The organism is Enterococcus sp. DIV1375a (assembly GCF_051712205.1).
Lineage (GTDB): Bacteria > Bacillota > Bacilli > Lactobacillales > Enterococcaceae > Enterococcus > Enterococcus faecalis.
The window spans coordinates 2,107,908-2,128,411 of record NZ_JBIOOM010000001.1 but is presented as its reverse complement, the minus strand read 5'-3'; the positions used below and the strand labels follow the sequence as shown (position 1 = coordinate 2,128,411).

Annotated in this window: 19 protein-coding genes and 1 pseudogene; 15 read left to right on the top strand and 5 right to left on the bottom strand. The window is 36.3% G+C overall.

All coding sequences use genetic code 11. The features are described 5' to 3' along the window. Nucleotides 1–7: 7 nt before the first annotated feature. Both elrD and elrE read left to right on the top strand, forming a co-directional pair. Entirely contained in the window at nucleotides 8–784 is a 777-nt protein-coding gene (gene elrD, locus IGJ63_RS10340; RefSeq protein ID WP_002379742.1) for a WxL domain-containing protein ElrD, read from the top strand. A gap of 74 nt (nucleotides 785–858) precedes the next feature. Continuing rightward, nucleotides 859–1,883, top strand: a pseudogene (elrE, locus tag IGJ63_RS10335) (transmembrane protein ElrE). A gap of 37 nt (nucleotides 1,884–1,920) precedes the next feature. Here elrE and IGJ63_RS10330 read toward each other — a convergent pair. Continuing rightward, entirely contained in the window at nucleotides 1,921–2,634 is a 714-nt protein-coding gene (locus IGJ63_RS10330; RefSeq protein ID WP_002356474.1) for an HAD family hydrolase, read from the bottom strand. Between the two features lie 327 nt (nucleotides 2,635–2,961). Between IGJ63_RS10330 and IGJ63_RS10325 the strand changes: the two genes are divergently transcribed. Next, nucleotides 2,962–4,677 (top strand): ABC transporter ATP-binding protein, encoded by a 1,716-nt coding sequence (locus IGJ63_RS10325; RefSeq protein ID WP_016633777.1) that lies wholly within the window; start codon nucleotides 2,962–2,964, stop codon nucleotides 4,675–4,677. A gap of 43 nt (nucleotides 4,678–4,720) precedes the next feature. Here IGJ63_RS10325 and trpS read toward each other — a convergent pair whose 3' ends face one another. Then, complete coding sequence (gene trpS, locus IGJ63_RS10320) at nucleotides 4,721–5,731, bottom strand: tryptophan--tRNA ligase (protein ID WP_002359559.1); 1,011 nt, start codon at nucleotides 5,729–5,731, stop codon at nucleotides 4,721–4,723. Between the two features lie 359 nt (nucleotides 5,732–6,090). Between trpS and spxA the strand changes: the two genes are divergently transcribed. The 5 genes from spxA to IGJ63_RS10295 all read left to right on the top strand — a co-directional run bounded on the left by spxA (nucleotide 6,091) and on the right by IGJ63_RS10295 (nucleotide 11,530). After that, nucleotides 6,091–6,489: a transcriptional regulator SpxA gene (spxA, locus tag IGJ63_RS10315; protein WP_002356477.1), complete on the top strand. Its 399-nt coding sequence runs from the start codon at nucleotides 6,091–6,093 to the stop codon at nucleotides 6,487–6,489. Between the two features lie 342 nt (nucleotides 6,490–6,831). Then, nucleotides 6,832–7,494 carry an adaptor protein MecA gene (locus tag IGJ63_RS10310; protein ID WP_002356478.1) on the top strand — a complete coding sequence of 221 codons (663 nt, stop codon included), beginning with the start codon at nucleotides 6,832–6,834 and terminating at the stop codon, nucleotides 7,492–7,494. 88 nt (nucleotides 7,495–7,582) lie between these two features. Then, the gene (locus tag IGJ63_RS10305; protein WP_002379737.1) at nucleotides 7,583–8,761 is read left to right on the top strand and encodes a competence protein CoiA; all 1,179 of its coding nucleotides are present in this window, start codon (nucleotides 7,583–7,585) and stop codon (nucleotides 8,759–8,761) included. Nucleotides 8,762–8,808: 47 nt separating this feature from the next. Then, the gene (gene pepF, locus IGJ63_RS10300) at nucleotides 8,809–10,620 is read left to right on the top strand and encodes an oligoendopeptidase F (RefSeq protein ID WP_002362285.1); all 1,812 of its coding nucleotides are present in this window, start codon (nucleotides 8,809–8,811) and stop codon (nucleotides 10,618–10,620) included. A gap of 190 nt (nucleotides 10,621–10,810) precedes the next feature. Beyond that, nucleotides 10,811–11,530, top strand: coding sequence for a helix-turn-helix transcriptional regulator (locus IGJ63_RS10295; RefSeq protein ID WP_002356481.1), 720 nt, complete (start codon nucleotides 10,811–10,813; stop codon nucleotides 11,528–11,530). A 282-nt stretch (nucleotides 11,531–11,812) separates the two neighbouring features. Here the strand turns inward: IGJ63_RS10295 and IGJ63_RS10290 are convergent, their stop codons facing one another. Both IGJ63_RS10290 and IGJ63_RS10285 read right to left on the bottom strand, forming a co-directional pair. Then, nucleotides 11,813–12,472, bottom strand: coding sequence for a ClpXP adapter SpxH family protein (locus IGJ63_RS10290; protein WP_002356482.1), 660 nt, complete (start codon nucleotides 12,470–12,472; stop codon nucleotides 11,813–11,815). A 63-nt stretch (nucleotides 12,473–12,535) separates the two neighbouring features. After that, on the bottom strand, nucleotides 12,536–13,114 hold the full coding sequence (locus tag IGJ63_RS10285) for a CYTH domain-containing protein (protein WP_002356483.1): 579 nt from the start codon (nucleotides 13,112–13,114) through the stop codon (nucleotides 12,536–12,538). Between the two features lie 196 nt (nucleotides 13,115–13,310). Between IGJ63_RS10285 and IGJ63_RS10280 the strand changes: the two genes are divergently transcribed. From IGJ63_RS10280 to mgtE, 4 genes are read left to right on the top strand one after another with little or no spacing between them, the layout of a single operon-like run. After that, nucleotides 13,311–13,985, top strand: a complete 675-nt coding sequence (locus IGJ63_RS10280) for a GTP pyrophosphokinase (protein WP_002356484.1) — start codon at nucleotides 13,311–13,313, stop codon at nucleotides 13,983–13,985. Between the two features lie 12 nt (nucleotides 13,986–13,997). Next, nucleotides 13,998–14,795: an NAD kinase gene (locus tag IGJ63_RS10275; protein ID WP_002356486.1), complete on the top strand. Its 798-nt coding sequence runs from the start codon at nucleotides 13,998–14,000 to the stop codon at nucleotides 14,793–14,795. A 7-nt stretch (nucleotides 14,796–14,802) separates the two neighbouring features. Next, nucleotides 14,803–15,696 carry an RluA family pseudouridine synthase gene (locus tag IGJ63_RS10270; protein ID WP_192190369.1) on the top strand — a complete coding sequence of 298 codons (894 nt, stop codon included), beginning with the start codon at nucleotides 14,803–14,805 and terminating at the stop codon, nucleotides 15,694–15,696. Between the two features lie 30 nt (nucleotides 15,697–15,726). Beyond that, complete coding sequence (gene mgtE, locus IGJ63_RS10265; RefSeq protein ID WP_002362548.1) at nucleotides 15,727–17,088, top strand: magnesium transporter; 1,362 nt, start codon at nucleotides 15,727–15,729, stop codon at nucleotides 17,086–17,088. Nucleotides 17,089–17,205: 117 nt separating this feature from the next. Here the strand turns inward: mgtE and cutC are convergent, their stop codons facing one another. Continuing rightward, nucleotides 17,206–17,835, bottom strand: a complete 630-nt coding sequence (gene cutC, locus IGJ63_RS10260) for a copper homeostasis protein CutC (protein ID WP_002407233.1) — start codon at nucleotides 17,833–17,835, stop codon at nucleotides 17,206–17,208. A 129-nt stretch (nucleotides 17,836–17,964) separates the two neighbouring features. Between cutC and IGJ63_RS10255 the strand changes: the two genes are divergently transcribed. The 3 genes from IGJ63_RS10255 to IGJ63_RS10245 all read left to right on the top strand — a co-directional run bounded on the left by IGJ63_RS10255 (nucleotide 17,965) and on the right by IGJ63_RS10245 (nucleotide 20,491). Then, nucleotides 17,965–18,810 carry a methyltransferase domain-containing protein gene (locus IGJ63_RS10255; RefSeq protein ID WP_002362280.1) on the top strand — a complete coding sequence of 282 codons (846 nt, stop codon included), beginning with the start codon at nucleotides 17,965–17,967 and terminating at the stop codon, nucleotides 18,808–18,810. A gap of 313 nt (nucleotides 18,811–19,123) precedes the next feature. Further along, nucleotides 19,124–19,630, top strand: coding sequence for a tRNA (uridine(34)/cytosine(34)/5-carboxymethylaminomethyluridine(34)-2'-O)-methyltransferase TrmL (gene trmL / locus IGJ63_RS10250; RefSeq protein WP_002356493.1), 507 nt, complete (start codon nucleotides 19,124–19,126; stop codon nucleotides 19,628–19,630). Nucleotides 19,631–19,846: 216 nt separating this feature from the next. Next, complete coding sequence (locus IGJ63_RS10245) at nucleotides 19,847–20,491, top strand: histidine phosphatase family protein (protein WP_002362550.1); 645 nt, start codon at nucleotides 19,847–19,849, stop codon at nucleotides 20,489–20,491. The last annotated feature ends 13 nt before the right edge of the window (nucleotides 20,492–20,504 follow it).

The following is a 20,504-nucleotide window of genomic DNA, read 5'->3' as shown; positions in this document are numbered from 1 at the left end:
CACTAACATGAAAAAAATGACCATCGCAAGCAGCTTAATTTTAGCAACCATCGCGGTAGGCACACTACCAGTTCAAGCAGAGGAAGTGGCTAATCGCGACACAGATGCTATTGTAAAATTTAAAGCACCAGATGAAAAAGATCCTAACAGCAAAAATCCTGTAGTGGATCCAGAAGACAAAGACGGCAAAGATCCTGTGACACCTATCGACCCAGTAAATCCTGACAAACCAGTTGATGAAGGTTCTACAGGCCCCTTAACCTTGGACTATGCTTCAAGTTTAAACTTTGGTGAAAATATCATCAGCACAAAAGATGAAATCTATTTTGCATCAGCACAAGTTTTAAAAGATAAAAATAATGTTGAAAAAACGGGTCCATTATTTGCTCAAATTACAGATAATCGTGGAACTTTAGAAGGCTGGACTTTATCTGCAAAACAAAATTCTGCATTTACTTCTGCTACAAAAGATCAGACACTTGAAGGAACTGAAATTGTCTTTCAAAATGCTTCAGCTGTGACAGCAGGACAAAGCGCTGCACCAACAAGTTTAGCGAGCGTAACTTTTGGTACAGTGGGTGAAAGTCATAACGTGATGGTAGCCGCAACAGATCAAGGTGCTGGGAAATGGTCATACTTATACGGCAATGCTAGTTCAATTGCTGAAGTTGACGGCCGTCAAGTAATGAAAGATGTTCAATTAAAAGTGCCAGGTAAATCAGTTAAATTAAACGATGCCTACAAAACAACAATTACTTGGACATTAGCTAATACGCCAGCATAAAAAGAACCTTTTTGGAGAAAGGAAGAGGGGAACTCAGCCTTTCTCCTTTACATAGAAATGGAGTGTAGAGCGAAATGAAAAATAGATATTTTATTCTGATGATCCTAAGTTTTTATTTCTTTGCTTTTGGGATTGAAACCTCAGCAGCAGAATTACGATTTAGTGTTGAAACAGAAATTCCAGAAAACCAAATAGATAAAACAAAAACATATTTTGATTTAATGATGAAACCAGACCAAGAACAAATTTTGAAAGTTCGAGCGGCCAATAGTACAGATGAAAATTTAGTGATTGATGTTAGTGTGAAGTCGGCCACAACAAACAGCAACGGAGTGATTGAATATGGCGAGTCGTTGACAGCATTAGATAAATCTGCACCAGCAGATTTATCAGAAATCATTCAACTGAAAGACGGCGGTGAGAGTGTTGAATTGCCTGCTAAAAGTGAAAAAGTAGTTGAATTGCGAGTGAAGATGCCTAAAGAAGAGTTTTCAGGGCAACTAGCGGGCGGGATCACGTTTAGTGAAAAAGTCGATGAAACGAAAGACAAGCAAAAAGAAAATACAAACGGCTTAGCAATTGAAAATCGCTATGCCTATACAGTAGCTGTTTTACTTCGAGAAAATGAAACAGTTGTACAACCAGAATTGTCTTTAGAGAAAGTTGAACCGACGCAAAGAAATGCGCGCAGTGTTATTTCTTCAACACTGCTAAACCATGAAGCAGCCTATCTTCAATCAATGAAAGTAACGGCAAATGTTAAAAATAAGAAAACAAATAACGTTATTTTAGAGAAAGAACAAGAAGATATGCAAATGGCGCCCAATTCAATTTTTAATTTCCCTATTCCTTATGAAGAAAATGAAATGGAAGCTGGGACGTATGTATTGGCAATGACTGTGGAAGGCTCAGGAAAAAATGGCAATTTACGAAAGAATTTACGATCTCAAAAGAGGAAGCAAAAACATTTAATGAGAAAGATGTAACCGTCAAAAAAACGGAATCTAAACTTATTTATCTCTTAATCGGTTTATTGATCCTTTTACTGATAATCTGCCTGTTCATCATTTTACGTCTGAAAAAACAAAAAAATAAATAAAAAAAAGCCGTTCTTCAATTTGAAGAGCGGCTTTTTTTTAAAGATTAAATAATTTCTCCACAGTCGGACAAAGTTCGGTGAAACAAGTGACTTCTGCAAGGTGTGATGCAGGTTGGCAACTTGGTAGTTCACGAGAGCGGTGGTTAAACCAAAGAGAATGCCAGCCACCATTACGTGCGCCTACAATATCATTGTCATAACTATCACCAACATATAAAGTATGTTCAGGTTCCATACAAAATTGATTACAGGCTAAATCAAAAATTTCCTTTTCAGGTTTTTGAAAACCCGTACTTTGAGAAATAATGATATTTTGGCTTGGAACCCATTTTTCAAGATTCAATTGTTTAACTTTTTTAAATTGATGGTCTGTTGGACCATTTGTAATAATCCCCATCGGAATTTCTTTCTCTTGTAAAGTATCAAGAAGCTTAGTAACTTCTGGATGCATCGTAATATTATCCAATTCTTCTTCATAAACTTGTTGGAAAATTTTTCCTTCTTCTTGTGAAATTCCTGGATAGTTTAGATCCTTTAATGTTTCATTCATCCGGAAAAACCGCATGAAATCTAGGGACCATTCATTGGCTAAAACTTTCGGAAACGTTTCATCGCTGTGGTGTCTAAAACGAAGATACAATTCATGCATATCCTCTGTCGCAACGTTTGGGAAAATTTTAGTCATCGCATTTCGAAAGGGTTGTTGCTGATCGTACAGCGTGTCATCAACATCAAAAACAATGGTTCTCATTTAACAAGTGCACCTCTTAACTTTTTTACAAAACTTTTCATATGTTATATTGTAGCCGATATTTTCACAAATAAATAGAGTATTTTTCACTGTATTTCAAGGTTTTGTACAGAAATCAAAGCCTTGTGGGAAAAGACAATTATAGTTATTTTTACCGAAAAAATGGAAACGATAAATGAAAAAATATTCTGATAATGAAAAGTTTGTGAAAATGATTTTGAGTCAAAGTTACTTAAATAACACGTGTTCTGATAGAAGTTAGAATTTTGCAAGAGACAGTCTTTTTCCGTATAATGAATGAGAATGAAGGGGGAGAGTTAGGGAGTTATGTTAAAGCGTTTTTTTGGGTATTATCGGCCTTATCGTCGATTATTTATTTTGGATTTTGGGTGTGCCGTTTTTGCGGGGCTGTTAGAGTTGGCTTTTCCAGTAGCAGTCAACCAAGTAATTGATAAGATTATGCCAAAAGGAGATTTTCGCCTCATTGCATTAGCTAGTGCGGGCTTATTTGCATTTTATATAATCAATACGTTTTTACAATTTATTGTGGTTTATTTTGGTCATATGTTAGGCGTGAATATTGAAACAGATATGCGTGAAGAATTATATCAACATCTTCAAACACAACCGTTTGAGTATTATGATAATCAAAAAACAGGGAAATTAATGAGCCGTTTGACCACTGATCTTTTTGAAATTTCGGAAGTGGCGCATCATGGTCCAGAAGACGTCTTTATTACGATTATGACGTTAGCAGGTTCTTTTTTATTAATGTTAACCATTCACGTGAAATTAGCCATCGCTACGTTTATTTTATTGCCATTTATCACGATTGCGCTAGGCTATTTTAATAAAAAAATGACAAAAGCGAATACGGATATTTACGATAATTTAGGTGAATTTAATGCTGGGATTGAAGCGTCAGTAAGTGGGATACGTGTCACGCAATCTTTTGCAAATGAACCATTTGAACGAAAACAGTTTAATTATTTAAATCAAATGTATCGAAAATCGAAATTATATTTTTATAAGGTGATGGGTGTCAGTTCCGCCTATAATTACTTATTAATTCGTCTGATAAATTTATTTTCATTAATTTTTGGTGCGTATTATACAATTAAAGGAGAAATTACAGAAGGACAGTTTGTAGGATTTATTTTATTAGCCAATATTTTTATTCGGCCGATTGAAAAAGTCAACAATATGATTGAAAGCTATCCCAAAGGATTTGCTGGCTTTAAACGTTTTACGGAAGAAATGGACAAACAACCGTCCATCAAAGATTTGCCAGGAGCTGTTGCTGTTCCGCATTTAGAAGGAACGATTGCCTATAAAGATGTTTCATTTGCTTATGAAGATGGCACAAAAGTTTTAGACCATATCAATTTAAAAATTCAACCTGGTGAAACCGTTGCTTTCGTTGGCCAAAGTGGTTCAGGAAAAACGACCTTGTGCAATCTGTTGCCTCGTTTTTATGAAGTCAGTAGTGGTGAAATTACGATTGACGGTAGAAATATCCAGAAAATGACCTTGGCTTCATTACGTAAGCAGATTGGAATTGTTCAACAAGATGTGTTTTTATTCCCTGGAACATTACGAGAAAATATTGCTTATGGGAATTTAAATGCTACAGAAATAGACATTCAACAAGCGGTGAAATTAGCACATTTAGAACATGTAATTCAGCTAATGCCAGATGGCTTGGACACAATTATTGGCGAACGTGGCGTGAAATTATCGGGCGGTCAAAAGCAGCGAGTGGCAATTGCGCGAATGTTCTTGAAGAACCCGCCGATTTTAATTCTAGATGAAGCGACTTCTGCATTAGATACAGAAACAGAGCAAGTGATTCAAGAGTCATTAAACTCGTTAGCTGACGGGCGAACAACATTAATTATTGCCCACAGACTGGCAACGATTAAACATGCTGATCGAATAATCGTAGTGAGTGACCAAGGAATTTTAGAAGATGGGACACATGAAACTTTGTACGCGCAAAGAGGCCACTATCGTCGACTGTACGATGCTCAATTTAGAACATAAAAAAACCCGCGAATAAAACTTCGCGGGTTTTTATTATGTTTAGTTAGCGTCGAACTTTTCTTCCCAAACCAACAGCATTTTTCATTCGTTGAAGTGTTTTGTTGGCTACCTGGCGAGCGTTTTCTGCACCCTCATCTAAAATCATATCTAATTCTTCTGAAGCTAGAAGCTCTTGGTAGCGCACTTGAATAGGTTCTAATAAGGCAACTACTGCTTCTGCTAAATCTGCTTTGAAGTCTCCATAGCCTTTGCCTTCGTAAGCTTGAACAAGTTCCTCAACAGTTTGACCTGTCGCAGCAGAATAAATATTTAGTAAGTTAGTAATGCCAGGCTTTTCTTCTTTATTATATTCAATTACACCAGTTGAATCAGTTACAGCAGAGCGGATTTTTTTGCGAATCACTGCTGGCTCATCAAGCATTGAAATAAAGCCCTTCACATTTGTATCAGACTTACTCATCTTTTTCGTTGGTTCTTGTAAGCTCATAATTCGACTACCTTGCTCAGCGATTTTTACTTCAGGCATCGTTAAAATTTCTTGATTTTTTTGGGCATAACGTTTATTGAAGCGTTCCACAAAATCACGTGTTAATTCTAAATGTTGTTTTTGATCATCTCCGACTGGCACTAAGTCAGCGTTGTACAACACGATATCACCAACCATTAACGGAGGGTATGTTAAAAGACCAGCGCTTACGCCAGCACGACCATTTTTTTGTGATTTATCTTTAAATTGTGTCATTCGCTCTAACTCACCAATAGAAGTATTGCACTGAATGATCCAACCAGCTTCTGCATGCGCACTCACTTCAGACTGTATGAAAATTGTTGCTTTTTGTGGGTCTAAACCAACCGCTAGGTAAAGAGCTGCTAAGCTACGAATTTGTTGGCGTAGCTTTTGCGGTTCTTGGGGAACGGTAATGGCATGTTCATCCACAATACAAAAATAACAATTGTATTCATTTTGTAATTCGATAAATTGTTTCATTGCACCAATGTAATTTCCGATTGTCGGAGTACCACTGGGCTGAATACCAGAAAAAATTGTTTTCATTAAATAACCACCTGACTTTAGACTTAAGATAGTGAATAGTTCTATTATACATTTTATTAGAAAAAAATACATGGGAACTTCTTGAAAAATCACCAAGAGAAGTAAATTATAACAGCGACCATAAAAATAGAAAACTGTATTACTTTTTTACAGAATCATAACGAATATCCATAAAATTTCATAAAAATTAACCCTAATTTTACACGGATGTAATGAAGGAAAAATAAACAAAGTTAATAAAAAATGTTTAAAAACCCCTAGTATTTTTATTAGAAATTAGGTATACTGGTTTTAAATAGAGGAACAGTACAGTTCCCTGTTTCAGAAACGCGATGATTCGCGAAAAGGAGTGATGCACAATGTTGACACTTTATACTTCCCCGAGTTGCACGTCATGTCGTAAGGCTAGAGCCTGGTTGCAAGAGCACGAAATTCCTTTTAAAGAAAGAAATATTTTTTCTGAACCTTTAAATATTGAGGAATTAAAAGCAATTTTAATCATGACAGAAGATGGAACAGAAGAGATTATCTCTACTCGCTCTAAAGTTTTCCAAAAATTAAATATGGATTTGGACGAGCTTCCACTTCAAGATTTATTAGAGTTGGTTCAAGAAAACCCTGGATTGTTGCGTCGGCCAATTATGATTGATGAGAAAAGATTACAAGTCGGTTTTAACGAAGATGAAATTCGTCGATTCTTACCAAGAGATGTTCGACAACTGGAATTGCGCCAAGCACAATTAATGGCAGGTTTATAAAAAATATAAAATTTTGTTCTTTATTTGTTAATTGTAATAAAGAACGATTCATATGAATTTAGGGCCAGGGATTTTTATCTCTGGCTTTTTAATACATATTTAGAACTTGTATTCATTTGATTTGGCAGAACGTGGTCAAGGAAAAATAGTATCTTTTTTGGAGAGACTGCGTTAAGATGAAGAGGTAGAAGGAGCGAAAAACCAATCGTTAAAAAAGTTCAAAGTTTATAAAACGTTCGCTAGTTTTCTAGGATTTACAGACTTTCCACTTTACTTTTGTGTAGTTTTCGCTACAATGAACGTAAGAAGTTTCCTGATTGAAGCAAAGAGAGGTGTAGCGCTATGGAAATGGAACATATTAATGAAAATACGATTCGTGTGTTAATTGGCAACGAAGACCTGGCGGATAGAGGGATTACTTTTCTTGACTTACTAGGAAACCACAAAGATGTTGAAAATTTCTTTTATAGTATTTTAGAAGAAGTTGATGTCGAAGATGAATTCCAAGGCAGTGAAGCAGTCACTTTCCAAGTCTTGCCTAAAAATGATGGTTTAGAACTGTTTATTAGTAAAAATGTCGCTATGGACGACTTGTCTTCCTTAGAAGGTCTGAGCGAAGTCAATGCAGATGTTAGCGAATTAATTCGCAAACAAATTGAAGCAGACAAAGCAGCCGCCGATGAACTTGATGAGATGGAAGCCACAGATGAAACAAACAGAAATGTAATCTTTGAATTAGATAATTTTGAAGCGATGATCCAATTATCCAAAGAAGTCTTCATGCAATCTGTTTTGACTAACTTATACACGTACAACGATCGTTATTACTTACAAGTTTTGTTCTTAACCGATGAATTAGAAAAAACAAATGTTGACAATGAAATTGCACAGATTTTAGAATTTGCTCATAAAACAACTGTCACTCAGGATACTTTAGTCGAATATGGCACTTGTATTATGGAACGCAGTGCGTTGGAATTAACACGTTATTACTTTAATGATTAAGCAAAAAAGCAAAAACTTTCGAGTTTTTGCTTTTTTTTTGATGAAAATTAAGAAACTTTGCGTAGTTTATTTATGAGAGGTGAAAATCATGTTAACAGCTTTAACGGCAGACAACCAAGAGTTATTTTCTTTAATCGATTGCTCGATTGATGAATTAACACAGATACGAAGCGAACAAGCTTTTGTGTGTCCAATGTGTCATCAATCGGTCATTTTGAAGGCAGGCCCCATTAAAATACCCCATTTTGCTCATCGTAAAAAGAATAGTTGTTGGTACGAAGCAGAAGCTGAAACAGAAGAACACCTCCGCTTGAAGCAGCTTTTTGCGGAAAAGTGTTTACGCGAAAAGCTGTCCTTTCAAGTTGAGGCATACTTACCCACCTTGAAGCAACGCCCAGATTTACTCATTGGGAAGATAGCCATTGAAATTCAATGTAGTCCATTGCCAATTAAACGTTTGGTGGAACGGACGGAGACTTATCAAGCTCATGGCTATCAAGTTGTTTGGATTTTAGGTGAACGATTAGTGCCTAAAGACAAGCTCACGCAATTAACGAAACAATTTCTTTACTTTTCGGAGTCCTTGGGGTTTTATTTATGGACGGCCAATAAGAAACAAGAACGAATAGAATTACTTTGTCATATTGAAGAGAGTCAATGTCAACAATTTTATAGAAGAAAACAATCATGGGATTTTTACGAAAAAAAATTACTAGAAATCTTCCGACTACCGACCGCTAATTTAAATTTACTGCCAGATAGACGGCACACTGGTCAATTGATGCATGATTATTATCAAAAATTGACGCAACAACTTGGTTACAGAAATGCTCAGTTGCTTAGAACACAGAGTTTTTTATACACGAAAGGTTGTCACATTCTCCAGTTACCTCCTTGGTTTTACTATCCTGGATTGAAGCTATTACCTTCTTCTGAAGAAGATATTCATTTAAAAATGCTTGTTTGGGAAGCACTAAAAACCAAAGAAGGGCGTTTAGTGACCAAACAGGAACTATGGCGTATCTTGGAAGCTAGTTTTTTGGAAGAAGGGAACTTTATTTGGCAACCGCTGCCGAATATTGGCTTAAAAAAGCTTTTTAAAATCGTGGGGAATAGCTTATTGAGCTGGTTACAAGAATGTTATGTGTTAATTAAAGTAAACAATAAGTACCTAATAACTAGTATTTTCCTAAGAGAAGATCCTGAAAAGCTCATTCATTGGCTAAAAAAAGTGAAAAAACAACATTTTTTTAGTCACACGTGTTAAATTATGATAGTATAATGAGTAAAACGTTTCTTAAAGGAGAGTAAACTATGAGCGAAATTAAACAATTACCAACACGTGATGAAGTTCCAACTCCATTGACTTGGGATTTAACCAAAATTTTTAAAGATGATGCTGCTTTTGATGCTGCGTATAATCAGTTGACAGAAGAGCTAAATCAAGCAGAATCATTTAAAGGAACCTTAGGGAATGGTGCAGAAGCTTTTCTAGCTGCGTTAGAATACGTTTTAGATGTCTATCGAAAAGTGGAAACATTATATGTCTATTCTCATTTAAAAAATGATCAAGACACTACAAATACAGCTTACCAAGCTTTATATGCCAGAGCTAGTTCTTTATATGCACAAGTTAGTGAAGCTGTTTCTTGGTTTGACCCAGAGGTTTTAACATTAAGTGATGAACAAATCTGGGGATATTTTGAAGAGCAGCCCAAATTAGCTGTTTATCGTCACTATATTCAAAATATTTTAGATGAACGTCCCCATGTTTTATCGATGGAACAAGAAGCTTTACTGGCGGGGGCTAGTGAAATTTTTGGTGCCTCAAGTAATACATTTTCAATTTTAAATAATGCAGACTTAGAATTTCCAACTGTGCAAAATGCTGAAGGCGAAACGATTCAACTTTCTCATGGCGTTTATGGTCAATTAATGGAAAGTGTCGATCCATCTGTTCGTGAAGCAGCATTTAAAGGGTTGTACAAAGTGTACAAACAATTTAGAAATACATTAGCCTCAACTTTAGGTGCACATGTTAAAACGCATAATTATAAAGCAAAAATTAGAAATTATGATTCTGCTCGGGCAGCCTCTTTAGCAAGTAATCATATCCCTGAAAGTGTTCACGAAACATTAGTAGCTGTAGTAAATAAACATTTACCTTTGCTACATCGTTATGTAAAATTAAGAAAAAAATTATTAAACGTAGAAGAATTACACATGTACGACTTGTATGCGCCTTTGCTAGGTGAAGCACCAATTCGTTACAGCTATGAAGAAGCAAAAGAAAAAGCAATTGAGGCTTTAAAACCACTAGGTGAAGACTATCTATCTATTGTCAAAGAAGCTTTTTCAAGTCGTTGGATTGATGTGATTGAAAATCAAGGAAAACGAAGCGGCGCATATTCTTCAGGAGCTTATGATACAGCCCCATACATTTTAATGAATTGGCATGATAGTTTGGATCAACTATTTACATTAGTCCATGAGATGGGCCATAGTGTTCATAGTTACTATACAAGAAATAATCAGCCGTATGTTTATGGCGACTATTCAATTTTCTTAGCTGAGATTGCTTCAACCACAAATGAAAATATTTTAACAGAATATTTATTACAAACAGAAACAGATCCTAAAGTACGTGCGTATGTCTTAAATCACTATTTAGACGGCTTTAAGGGAACCATTTTCCGTCAAACCCAATTTGCGGAATTTGAACATTTTATTCACACGGAAGATGCTAAAGGCACGCCATTAACAAGTGAATATTTGAGTGAGTATTATGGCGAGCTCAATGCTAAATATTATGGACCAGAAGTAGTTAGAGACGAAGAAATCAGTTACGAATGGGCGAGAATTCCACATTTTTATTACAATTACTATGTTTATCAATATGCAACTGGCTTCTCAGCCGCTTCGGCATTGTCTAAACATATTTTAGCTGGAGAAGAAGGAGCTTTAGAGAAGTACCTTAACTACTTGAAAGCAGGAAGTAGTGACTTCCCAATTGAAGTGATGAAAAAAGCGGGCGTGGATATGACACAAGCCGCGTATATCGAAGATGCAATGAAAGTTTTTGAAGAACGTTTAACGGAATTAGAAGCTTTGGTTGAAAAATTATAAGTCGTAACTTCTTAGTAAACATAAAATATAAACCTGGTTTTACACAGAATAGTAAATATATCTGTGTAAAACCAGGTTTAGTTATATAATTAAATAGATTGTTGCTGTGATATAAAAGAAAGCAAAGATTCTTTGCTTTCTTTTATATCAAGCTTCTATTATCTTTAGAGTAATAAAAGGAGGTTTTTTTTTGAACATAGGGAATTCATTAAAAATGAGAAGAAATGAATTAGGATTGACACAATCAGAGGTTGCTGAGAAATTATACGTTACTAGGCAAACAATTTCTAACTGGGAGAATAATAAATCATATCCTAATATTGATTGTTTAATTGAACTAAGTAATCTTTATGAAATGACCTTGGATCGATTATTGAAGGAGGACAATACGATGGTGGAGAAACTTTCGAAAGATATTAGAGAGGGACAGAAGTACAAAAAATTATTTTTAATATTATTAATTATAGTACTATGTATAGGTGGATATTTTACTATTTTACAACTTCGTCTGAATAATTTTTATAGCGGTGTCAAAGAATGGAATCAAAATGGTCAAACTTATAATTTAATAGAAGATAACATTCAATATCATGTGGTTAAAATTGATAATTATAATCTGTTTACAATTCCAGAAGAATTGGAATTAATGAGTTCGTATATCTCTGAAAACGAAAAGTTTAATATGTATTATAGCGGTGATGATTCGAATATAAAAATTTACTGGACAACAGGAGCATTAAATGGGTTAGAGTTATCTTTTGATAAAGAATTCATCTTTGACAATGTAAATCAAAGAAATAAATTTTCTTATGAGATTCAGGAATTAATAAATAAAAATTTAGATAAGGATAAAAAAGAACTAACCATATTATATAAGCAGACTAAAAATAAATGGGAAGAAATAAATTAGCTTGTGTTAAACCGAATAAAATTTCCTCGATTTTTTGAGTTAGTATCGGCGAGTATTGTCTGATAGCGTTCCAAGAGGTTAGTCGATGAACTGAAATAAATATTGGTGGTCGATACAAATTTCGGTGTTAATATTTAAAAGTACATAATATATACATGGACCCATTCCATAGCTGTCTTTTATAAGAACAAATCATCAAATGTAGCAGTATTAGATTTTATCTATTATTATAGAACATGGTGAAAATAGTAAAAGAAGGGCCAGTAAACTGGTCCTTCTTTTTTATAATAAATGTAAATGTCCATTTGGAAAATGATAATTGGAGCGACGTTTAAATTCAAAGGTTGCGTCACCTTGGTCCAGCAACGGTTCGTTATGTGGATGGACACGACAAAGTTGTTTAATTTCATCCATGTTTTCAAAATTTTCGACTAAAATGCCGAAATCGTTCTCGCAAGTATAGTTGTAAACGACTGCGGTAGGATGTTGTTTAATCCCCATTTCTCGAGCAACTTTTTGGTCGGTTTGGAAAGATTCTTTGACAAAATCGGATTGTCGGTCTTTACGATACATATCAATATCCCCGCCGGCCGCTAGAAGTAGTTCTTCTGATAACTCAGGAGAGTAAGCTAGACCGTCTTCAGCTACTGCTTTTTGTAAGCCAATCAACAATTGTCGGCCTTTTTTTCGGCCTTGTAACTGTGCTGCTTTATAGTCAAGAGCGGCTGAGTATAAATCTTCAAAAATTCGATTCCGTCGTTTAATGTCATTAATCGGAATATGTTGACGACTCAAAAATTCATTGATCGTTTTCATGTTTAATAAAGGAATAAAGCGCAATTGTATTTTCTTCTTGTCGTTAACAGACAATTGTATAATTTCTTTTTCAATTTCTAAACAGACGCCGCCTAAAGGATTGACGAACAAATAAATTTCAACCATTCATACTTCCTCCAATGCCATGCTTTTTCAAATACAGGTGCCAGAACGTCAGTGCTTCGAATACTAAGGGGCAGTGGTCCGCATCATGCGTTGAATCTTGTTAGGTGCAAGCGTAATGGGAATGTTCAAATCAGCCATTAATGTTTGAAACGCTTGCTTGCCGCTTTCAGCTTCAGTAACTTCTAACTCTAATTCAAAATCGTGCTGTTGGTTATACCAACTTTCGTCTAACGCAAGTAGTCCTTGAGGAATTTGTTTTTCTGCACGTGCTGTTTTTAATGAACCAATTAAATGGATCGAGGCGATTTCAATACCTAATTCTTGTAATTTCTTCGCCACAGCCCCCTCAGTAGGGAGGTGATTCCTCTTGATAAAGTGGTTCGCCGTCTCAAGCGATAAAGGGTCATTGATTTCTAATAATCCTTCTGGCGCAGGAACTTTTAAGGTTAACTCACCACGATCTGCTAATACGCGAATTCTTAAGCCCATTCGTTGTGCTTTTAATTGAAAATCGTCCGTATCAAAATAATGATTTGTTTGCGTAAAAAAGTCCGTTTTTTGAATAGCAAAATGGTCGATTAATCGTTTGAAATCTTGCGGACTAACTAATGTTTTAAATTCAATTTCTAAGTGCTCACTCATGGGGTTCTCTCTCTTTCTTAAATCACTCCAATTTTCACATATTATATAGGTTTCCGTCAAGAAAAGTGGTCTTCTCTGTGAAAATTTTTTCTAATGAAAGGCGTTTGGAAATCAAATAGCGAATAACACCCTATTTTAGGGAGGACTGTGGTAAAATAATCAGTGAATGAAATTCAAGGAAATTGAGGGATCTACCATGGAACGAGAGTGGGAGCTGTTTTTAGCGCCATATGAACAGGCGGTCAGCGAATTAAAAGTAAAACTACGAGGTATTCGTAAACAATTTCGGGAGCAAGATAAACACATACCAATTGAATTCGTTACAGGACGTGTGAAACCAGTAGATAGTATTTTGACAAAGACGGCAATTCGGCATATTCCTTTAAATCGGATTGAAGAAGAAATGCAAGACATTGCTGGTTTGCGGATTATGTGCCAATTTGTGGAAGACATTTACCAGGTAGTCGCACTTTTAAGAAATCGTAAAGACTTAAAAATTGTGGAAGAACGTGACTACATTGAAAATAAAAAAGAAAGTGGCTATCGTTCGTACCATGTGGTGGTGGAATATCCTGTGCAATTAGTCACCGGGGAAAAGATTATTTTGGCCGAAATCCAAATTCGGACACTTTCCATGAATTTTTGGGCAACGATTGAACATTCTTTGAATTATAAATATCAAGGTGTCTTTCCTGAAGAAATGAAAGAACGCCTTCAGCGAGCGGCAGAGGCAGCCTATTTATTAGATGAAGAGATGTCATCTATCCGTGAAGAAATTCAAGAAGCACAACATTACTTCTCTCATGGCCGTGGATTGCTAGAAAACGAATACTATAAGCAAATTAAAAACGAAACACCAGAAAATCAGTAAAGGAGTCTGCTTATGAAAGTGGCGATTGTTCATAACTCGGAAGAAAAATCGAAACAAGTCACAAAACAACTGACAACACTATTAGAGCAAAACCAAATTCAAATAGACAATCGTCAACCTGAACTTGTGATTTCAGTCGGCGGAGATGGTACGCTTCTTTCCGCTTTTCATCGATTTAATCATCTGTTAAACGAAGTAAGTTTCTTAGGTGTACATACCGGACACTTGGGTTTCTATACAGATTGGCGTGATTATGAATTAAAAGAACTAGTTGAGAGTTTGTGTATTCATCGTGAAAAAAGTACGAGTTATCCATTATTAGATGTGCGGATTCGGTTTAGAGATGGGAAACCAGATAAACATTTTTTAGCATTAAATGAATCAACAATTAAACGAGGAAACCGGACGATGGTGGGCGATGTGTTTATTAAAGACGAACTGTTTGAACGATTTCGTGGTGATGGGTTGTCGATTTCGACCCCAACCGGCTCTACTGCGTATAATAAAAGTATTGGTGGAGCTGTTTTGCATCCTAGCATTAATGCGTTTCAGTTAACCGAAATCGCCTCCTTAAACAATCGTGTCTTTCGAACATTGGGGTCACCGATTGTAATCGCACATACGGAGTGGCTGGAGATTAAATTACAGGAAAGTGATGATTATTTTGTCACGGTGGACCAATTAGATATTTATCAAGAAAATATCGCTTCCGTCTGCTATCGAATTGCAGACGAACGGATTCATTTTGCCTCTTATCGGCACATGCATTTTTGGCATCGAGTGAAAGATGCCTTTATTGGTGAGGATTAATTAAACGATGGAATTTCAATGGACATACGACAAAGAAACAACACAACAAGTGAAATATTTTTTAAAGGAACAAGGCGTTTCAAAAGGGTTATTAGCTAAGGTGAAATTTCAGGGTGGTAAAATTCAAGTGAATGGGACCGTTCAAAATGCCATCTATCCTTTACAAACTGGCGATGTCGTTAAAATGACGATTCCAGATGAAGCGGAACATGAGACATTATTAACAGATGATGAACCGATTGAAATTGTGTTTGAAGATGATCATTTTTTAGTAGTTAATAAGCCCGCTGGCATTGCCTCGATACCTGCTCAGTATCATCCTTCAGGAACGATGGCGAATCGTGTTAAGGGCTATTACAAGCGTCAAAATTACGTGAATCAAGTTATTCATGTCGTGACTCGTTTAGATCGAGATACTTCTGGGCTGATGTTATTTGCGAAACACGGCTTTGCTCATGCTTTAATTGATCAAGAATTACGAGAAAAAAAGGTGACAAAAATTTATTATGCCCTTGTTGGTGGAGCGATTGAGCAGTTAAACGAGCATCAATTGATTGAAAAGCCAATTGGGCGCGACTTGTCCTCTTTATTAAAACGCCAAGTTATCGAAACAGGTCAATTTGCTAGTACAGAATATTGGCTCGTAAAAAGAGGAGCCCAAGCAGCAGCTGTGCGCATTCAGCTCCATACAGGACGAACACACCAAATTCGGGTACATTTTGAAGCAATTGGCTGTTCATTGTTAGGGGATGAGATGTATCATGGAGAGATGGATCAAGGAATTGAGCGGCAAGCGTTGCATTGCATGGAACTAATTTTTACTCATCCTTTTACCAAAGAAACGGTTCATCTGATTTCCCCACTAGCGGAGGATATGAAAAGTGTAGATGATACGTTATAATAATAAAGAGGCAGGAGGGGAAAGTGTAAGATGAATGAAGGCCAAGAAATGGAAGAGCAATTTGCCCTTCTTTTAGAAACGCTAAAAAATCAACAAATGAACGAATTTCGTGAGCTATTTTTAGCGTTACACATTTATGAACAAGGACAATTTTACCAATCGTTAGATGAAAAAGACCGACAACATTTATACAATTACCTATCTCCGAAAGAACTAGCGGATATGTTTGATGTTATCGAAGAAGATAATGAGAATATGAAAGATTATTTAGCTGAAATGCGTCCAAGTTATGCAGCAGATATGTTAGCTGAGATGTATACCGATAATGCGGTGGATTTACTAAATATGTTAGACAAAAGTCAAAAGGCGAAATATCTTAGTTTGTTAAGTAGTGAAGAAGCAGGCGAAATTAAAGAGTTACTTCATTACGAAGATGAAACTGCTGGGGCGATTATGACCACCGAATTTGTTTCGATTGTGGCGAATCAAACAGTGCGTTCTGCGATGTACGTCTTAAAGAATCAAGCGGACATGGCGGAAACAATCTATTACGTTTACGTAGTCGACCAAGAAAATCATTTAGTCGGCGTTATTTCGTTGCGGGATTTAATTGTTAATGATGATGATACCTTGATTGCTGATATTTTGAATGAACGGGTTATTTCAGTTCATGTCGGCGATGACCAAGAAGATGTCGCGCAAACAATTCGTGACTATGACTTCTTGGCTGTGCCAGTTACAGATTATGATGATCATTTGTTGGGGATTGTAACAGTTGATGATATTATTGATGTTATTGATGATGAGGCCGCTAGCGACTACTCTGGTTTAGCCGGGGTCGACGTTGAGGAAGTTAGTGAGAACCCTTTAAAAGCCGCTTCTAAACGATTACCTTGGTTAATTACGCTACTGTTTTTAGGAATGTCTACGGCCTCGTTAATCAGTAATTATGAGTCGTTAGTTAGCGAAGCGAGTATTTTAGCCGTTTTTATTTCTTTAATTACCGGAACAGCCGGCAATGCCGGGACACAATCATTGGCGGTCGCGGTACGCCGTTTGGCTATGAAAGATGAAAAGGATAGTAATTTTGGTCGCTTAATCTTAAGTGAAGTGCTCACGGGACTAGTGACGGGTGCTGTGACAGGTTTAACCATTATGATTGTGGTTGGCGTGTGGCAACATAATCTTCCGCTTGGATTTGTGATTGGGATGGCAATGCTCTGTGCAATTACTGTGGCGAATTTAGCAGGGAGTTTAATCCCAATGTTAATGGATAAATTAGGGTTTGATCCCGCAGTTGCCAGTGGCCCGTTTATTACTACCTTAAGTGATTTAACCAGTGTATTAATTTATTTCAATATTGCCAGCATGTTTATGCGTTATTTTGTTTAAAAAATTGCACTTATTTATCATAAGACTGAGGTAAAAGGATTCGTTGGTTTGCTTGAAATCAAAAAAGTGAGATAGCCGTTAATACGACGGCTACCTCACTTTTTTAGATACAAGAAATTAAACAATTTTTGTGCCATGGACTTCTGTGACTTTTAAAGTGTCCATCACAGTTTGAACGTTTTCTGTGGAAATACCGCCACCTGGTAAAATAAGAATCCGTTGATCTGCGTAGGCAATTAATTCTTTTAAATGATCAAAGTTGCCTTCGATAGGGGTACCAGCTGGCCCGCCATGAGTTAAAATACGCGTCACACCACGCTCAGCTAACCAGTCAATCGCCTTAAATTGGTTTTCTTTCGACAAGGCATCAAAAGCCATATGGAAAGTGATTTGCAAGCCTTCAGCTGTTTCAATGAATAAGTCCAAAGCTTCTTCATCTAACCAACCGTCCTCAGTTAAACAGCCAATAACAATGCCGTCGGTTCCTAATTTCTTTGCTTCGATTAAATCGGTATGCATAATTTTTAATTCAATATCATTATAGACAAAATTGCCGCCACGAGGACGAATGATTGTCATCACTGGTACAGAATGTTCGCCAGCGTATGCTAAGACTTCTTCAATAACACCAGTACTTGGCGTCGTTCCACCTACGGCTAAGTTATCGCATAATTCGATGCGATTCGCACCTTTTTGAATGGCTTGGGGAATCTTAGTGAAATTTTCGGCACAGAATTCTTTAATCATTTCTTATCGCTCCTTGCTTTTTCTTCACAGGCATTGTACCATAATTCTGCTTACTACCATAGCCCTGAAAAAAAGAGTGCAACTTTTTATAAGAGAAAATGTTCATTTAATGAACGTAAGGAGTTTTAAATGTTAAAGAAAATTGAACGAGCACAACAATTATTGAAAAAAGAAGCAGCCGTATTTCGCTGTCCAACTTGTCATGAACCAATGCATGTAGAAGGGGTTGGTCTGATTTGTCAACAGAGGCATCAATTTGATTTATCCAAGAAAGGCACGCTATACTTTCTAAATCATGGCGTTCAGACAGAATATAATAAAAAAATGTTTACTTCTCGGGGAAAAATGATTCAAAGTGGTATGTATGCGCCTGTTTTAAACAAAATTATGCACTATCTTCCTCAAAATAAAACAGTAGTCGATGTTGGTTGTGGTGAAGGGAGTTTTCTAGCTGAGTTAAGTCAAGCAGGCTTATCTGGACTGAAAATCGGGTTTGATTTATCAAAGGAAGGAATCTATTTAGCAAGTAATCAGCCGATTGATGCGTTTTGGTGTGTGGCGGATTTAACGAATTTGCCATTTGCGAATGAAGGGCTTGATACGATTTTAAATATTTTTTCCCCTTCACATTATCAAGAATTTCGGCGAGTACTAAAAGCTGACGGGACTGTGATTAAAATTATTCCTGAAGAGAATTACTTAAAGGAATTACGAGCGGCTTTTTATCCCAATGACGAAAAGAAACAAAGTTATTCCAATCAAAAAGTAGTCCAACGTTTTGCCGAGGAATTAGCAGTGGAAGTAGATGAACGAATAACTTATTGCTTTGACATTCCCGAGGAAAGACGGTTGGATTTATTAGAAATGTCGCCATTAGAGTGGCAAGTTTCTCAAGAAGTTAAAGCCGAGCTACAACAGCGACCATTGGAAAAAATCACGATTGACGTCCGCTTGTTAGTAGGTCGTAAAAGATAGACTTTTTTGTGAAGAAAATCCTAAAAAAGTCTTGCAATAAAGTGACATTGGTGTTATATTACTTACAAGTTGTTTTTTCATTGGTTTTTATCAGGGTCCTGTTCTGATAAAAGTTAGTGAAGAGACCTTCACTAACGTAACGACTCGCCGTGCTAGACACCGAGACGGTACGTTTTTTTTATTGGTTAGAATAGCTGCCGCCTGACATCATCGCGTCATGCGGTTTTTTTTTTGAAAATAAGTATTGTGGGCGCTATTTATTTTGAATTTATGCTAAAATGAACACGATTGATATTTGAGGAGCTGAAGATAGTTGACGAACCATATTGTTTTATTTGAACCACAAATTCCAGCAAATACTGGAAATATTGCACGGACATGTGCAGCGACGAATACACCGTTGCATTTAATTGAACCTTTAGGATTTTCAACAGATGATAAACACTTAAAACGTGCCGGATTAGATTATTGGAATGATGTAAATATTACGTATCATAAAGATTTGGCTGCCTTTTTAGCCCATGTGGCAGGCAAACACTTGCATTTAGTAACCAAATTTGCTCACCAAACATACAGCGAGGTCAATTATAATGATGGCGAGGACCATTATTTCCTTTTTGGAAAAGAAACAACGGGCTTACCAGAAACGTTTATGCGAGAAAACGAAGAAAAGTGTATCCGAATTCCTATGAATGATGAACATGTGCGCTCATTGAATCTTTCTAACACTGCCGCACTAATTGTTTATGAAGCCTTACGTCAGCAAAATTTTCCGAACTTAGAACTGACGCATCATTATGAAAATGATAAATTGGATTAAAAAAAGTTAAGACAGTAGCGCTTTTTTCAAAAATGTCAGAAGAAAGTGGTTTTATTTTTACTGTTGCCCAATTTTCAAGCCTAGAACAAAAAACAATTTAGATTTTTGTTCTAGGCTTATTTTGCTTGGATTACTAGAAACTTCCATGGATATTTTCGCAGGGAAGTGATAAACTAGAAAGACATATGAAGAGATAAAGAAGTTTGGAGAAGTTACATGAAATTATATTTTACACGACATGGAAAAACTGAATGGAATCAACAGAAACGATTTCAAGGAATGACAGGAGATTCGCCGTTATTACCAACTAGTTATGACGAAATTAAACAATTAGGCCAATATTTACAAGATATTCCGTTTGAAAAAATTTATTCTAGTCCGCTATTACGTGCCAAAAATACTGCGCGGGGAATTCAACAAGAATTGACTCATCCAGTTGAAATTGTTTATACAGATACCTTAAAAGAATTAGGTTTAGGTCGTCTAGAAGGACAATATATTGAAGAAATGCGTAATTTTTATGGAGAAGAATTAGATCATTTACGGCATCGTTTAGATTTGTATGATCCAACAATTTTTGATGGTGAACCAATCGAGCAAGCGATTCAACGGATTTCAGAAACAGTTGCTGAAGCGGCGAAGCAACACGAAGGTCCAGTTCTATTTGTCGGACACGGAGCAGCCCTGACAGCGGCAATCCAAGCGATGGCTGGTAAACCATTATCAGAATTACGGACAATGGGCGGGCTGTTAAACAATAGCCTTTCAATCCTTGAAACCAAAGAGGCATCAAGGAACATGCCGTACGACTTAACGTTATGGAATGATACGTCTTTTTTAGCTAAAGAAAAAGCACAATAAGCGCACAACAGAA

What these genes read in the sequence shown, in the direction of transcription:
- cutC (WP_002407233.1), bottom strand. Translation starts at nt 17,835, where the DNA reads ATGATTAAAGAATTCTGTGCCGAAAATTTCACTAAGATTCCCCAAGCC.
- IGJ63_RS10310 (WP_002356478.1), top strand. Translation starts at nt 6,832, where the DNA reads ATGGAAATGGAACATATTAATGAAAATACGATTCGTGTGTTAATTGGC.
- elrD (WP_002379742.1), top strand. Translation starts at nt 8, where the DNA reads ATGAAAAAAATGACCATCGCAAGCAGCTTAATTTTAGCAACCATCGCG.
- pepF (WP_002362285.1), top strand. Translation starts at nt 8,809, where the DNA reads ATGAGCGAAATTAAACAATTACCAACACGTGATGAAGTTCCAACTCCA.
- IGJ63_RS10280 (WP_002356484.1), top strand. Translation starts at nt 13,311, where the DNA reads ATGGAACGAGAGTGGGAGCTGTTTTTAGCGCCATATGAACAGGCGGTC.
- IGJ63_RS10325 (WP_016633777.1), top strand. Translation starts at nt 2,962, where the DNA reads ATGTTAAAGCGTTTTTTTGGGTATTATCGGCCTTATCGTCGATTATTT.
- mgtE (WP_002362548.1), top strand. Translation starts at nt 15,727, where the DNA reads ATGAATGAAGGCCAAGAAATGGAAGAGCAATTTGCCCTTCTTTTAGAA.
- IGJ63_RS10275 (WP_002356486.1), top strand. Translation starts at nt 13,998, where the DNA reads ATGAAAGTGGCGATTGTTCATAACTCGGAAGAAAAATCGAAACAAGTC.
- IGJ63_RS10285 (WP_002356483.1), bottom strand. Translation starts at nt 13,114, where the DNA reads ATGAGTGAGCACTTAGAAATTGAATTTAAAACATTAGTTAGTCCGCAA.
- IGJ63_RS10270 (WP_192190369.1), top strand. Translation starts at nt 14,803, where the DNA reads ATGGAATTTCAATGGACATACGACAAAGAAACAACACAACAAGTGAAA.
- IGJ63_RS10255 (WP_002362280.1), top strand. Translation starts at nt 17,965, where the DNA reads ATGTTAAAGAAAATTGAACGAGCACAACAATTATTGAAAAAAGAAGCA.
- trpS (WP_002359559.1), bottom strand. Translation starts at nt 5,731, where the DNA reads ATGAAAACAATTTTTTCTGGTATTCAGCCCAGTGGTACTCCGACAATC.
- IGJ63_RS10245 (WP_002362550.1), top strand. Translation starts at nt 19,847, where the DNA reads ATGAAATTATATTTTACACGACATGGAAAAACTGAATGGAATCAACAG.
- IGJ63_RS10290 (WP_002356482.1), bottom strand. Translation starts at nt 12,472, where the DNA reads ATGGTTGAAATTTATTTGTTCGTCAATCCTTTAGGCGGCGTCTGTTTA.
- IGJ63_RS10330 (WP_002356474.1), bottom strand. Translation starts at nt 2,634, where the DNA reads ATGAGAACCATTGTTTTTGATGTTGATGACACGCTGTACGATCAGCAA.
- spxA (WP_002356477.1), top strand. Translation starts at nt 6,091, where the DNA reads ATGTTGACACTTTATACTTCCCCGAGTTGCACGTCATGTCGTAAGGCT.
- IGJ63_RS10305 (WP_002379737.1), top strand. Translation starts at nt 7,583, where the DNA reads ATGTTAACAGCTTTAACGGCAGACAACCAAGAGTTATTTTCTTTAATC.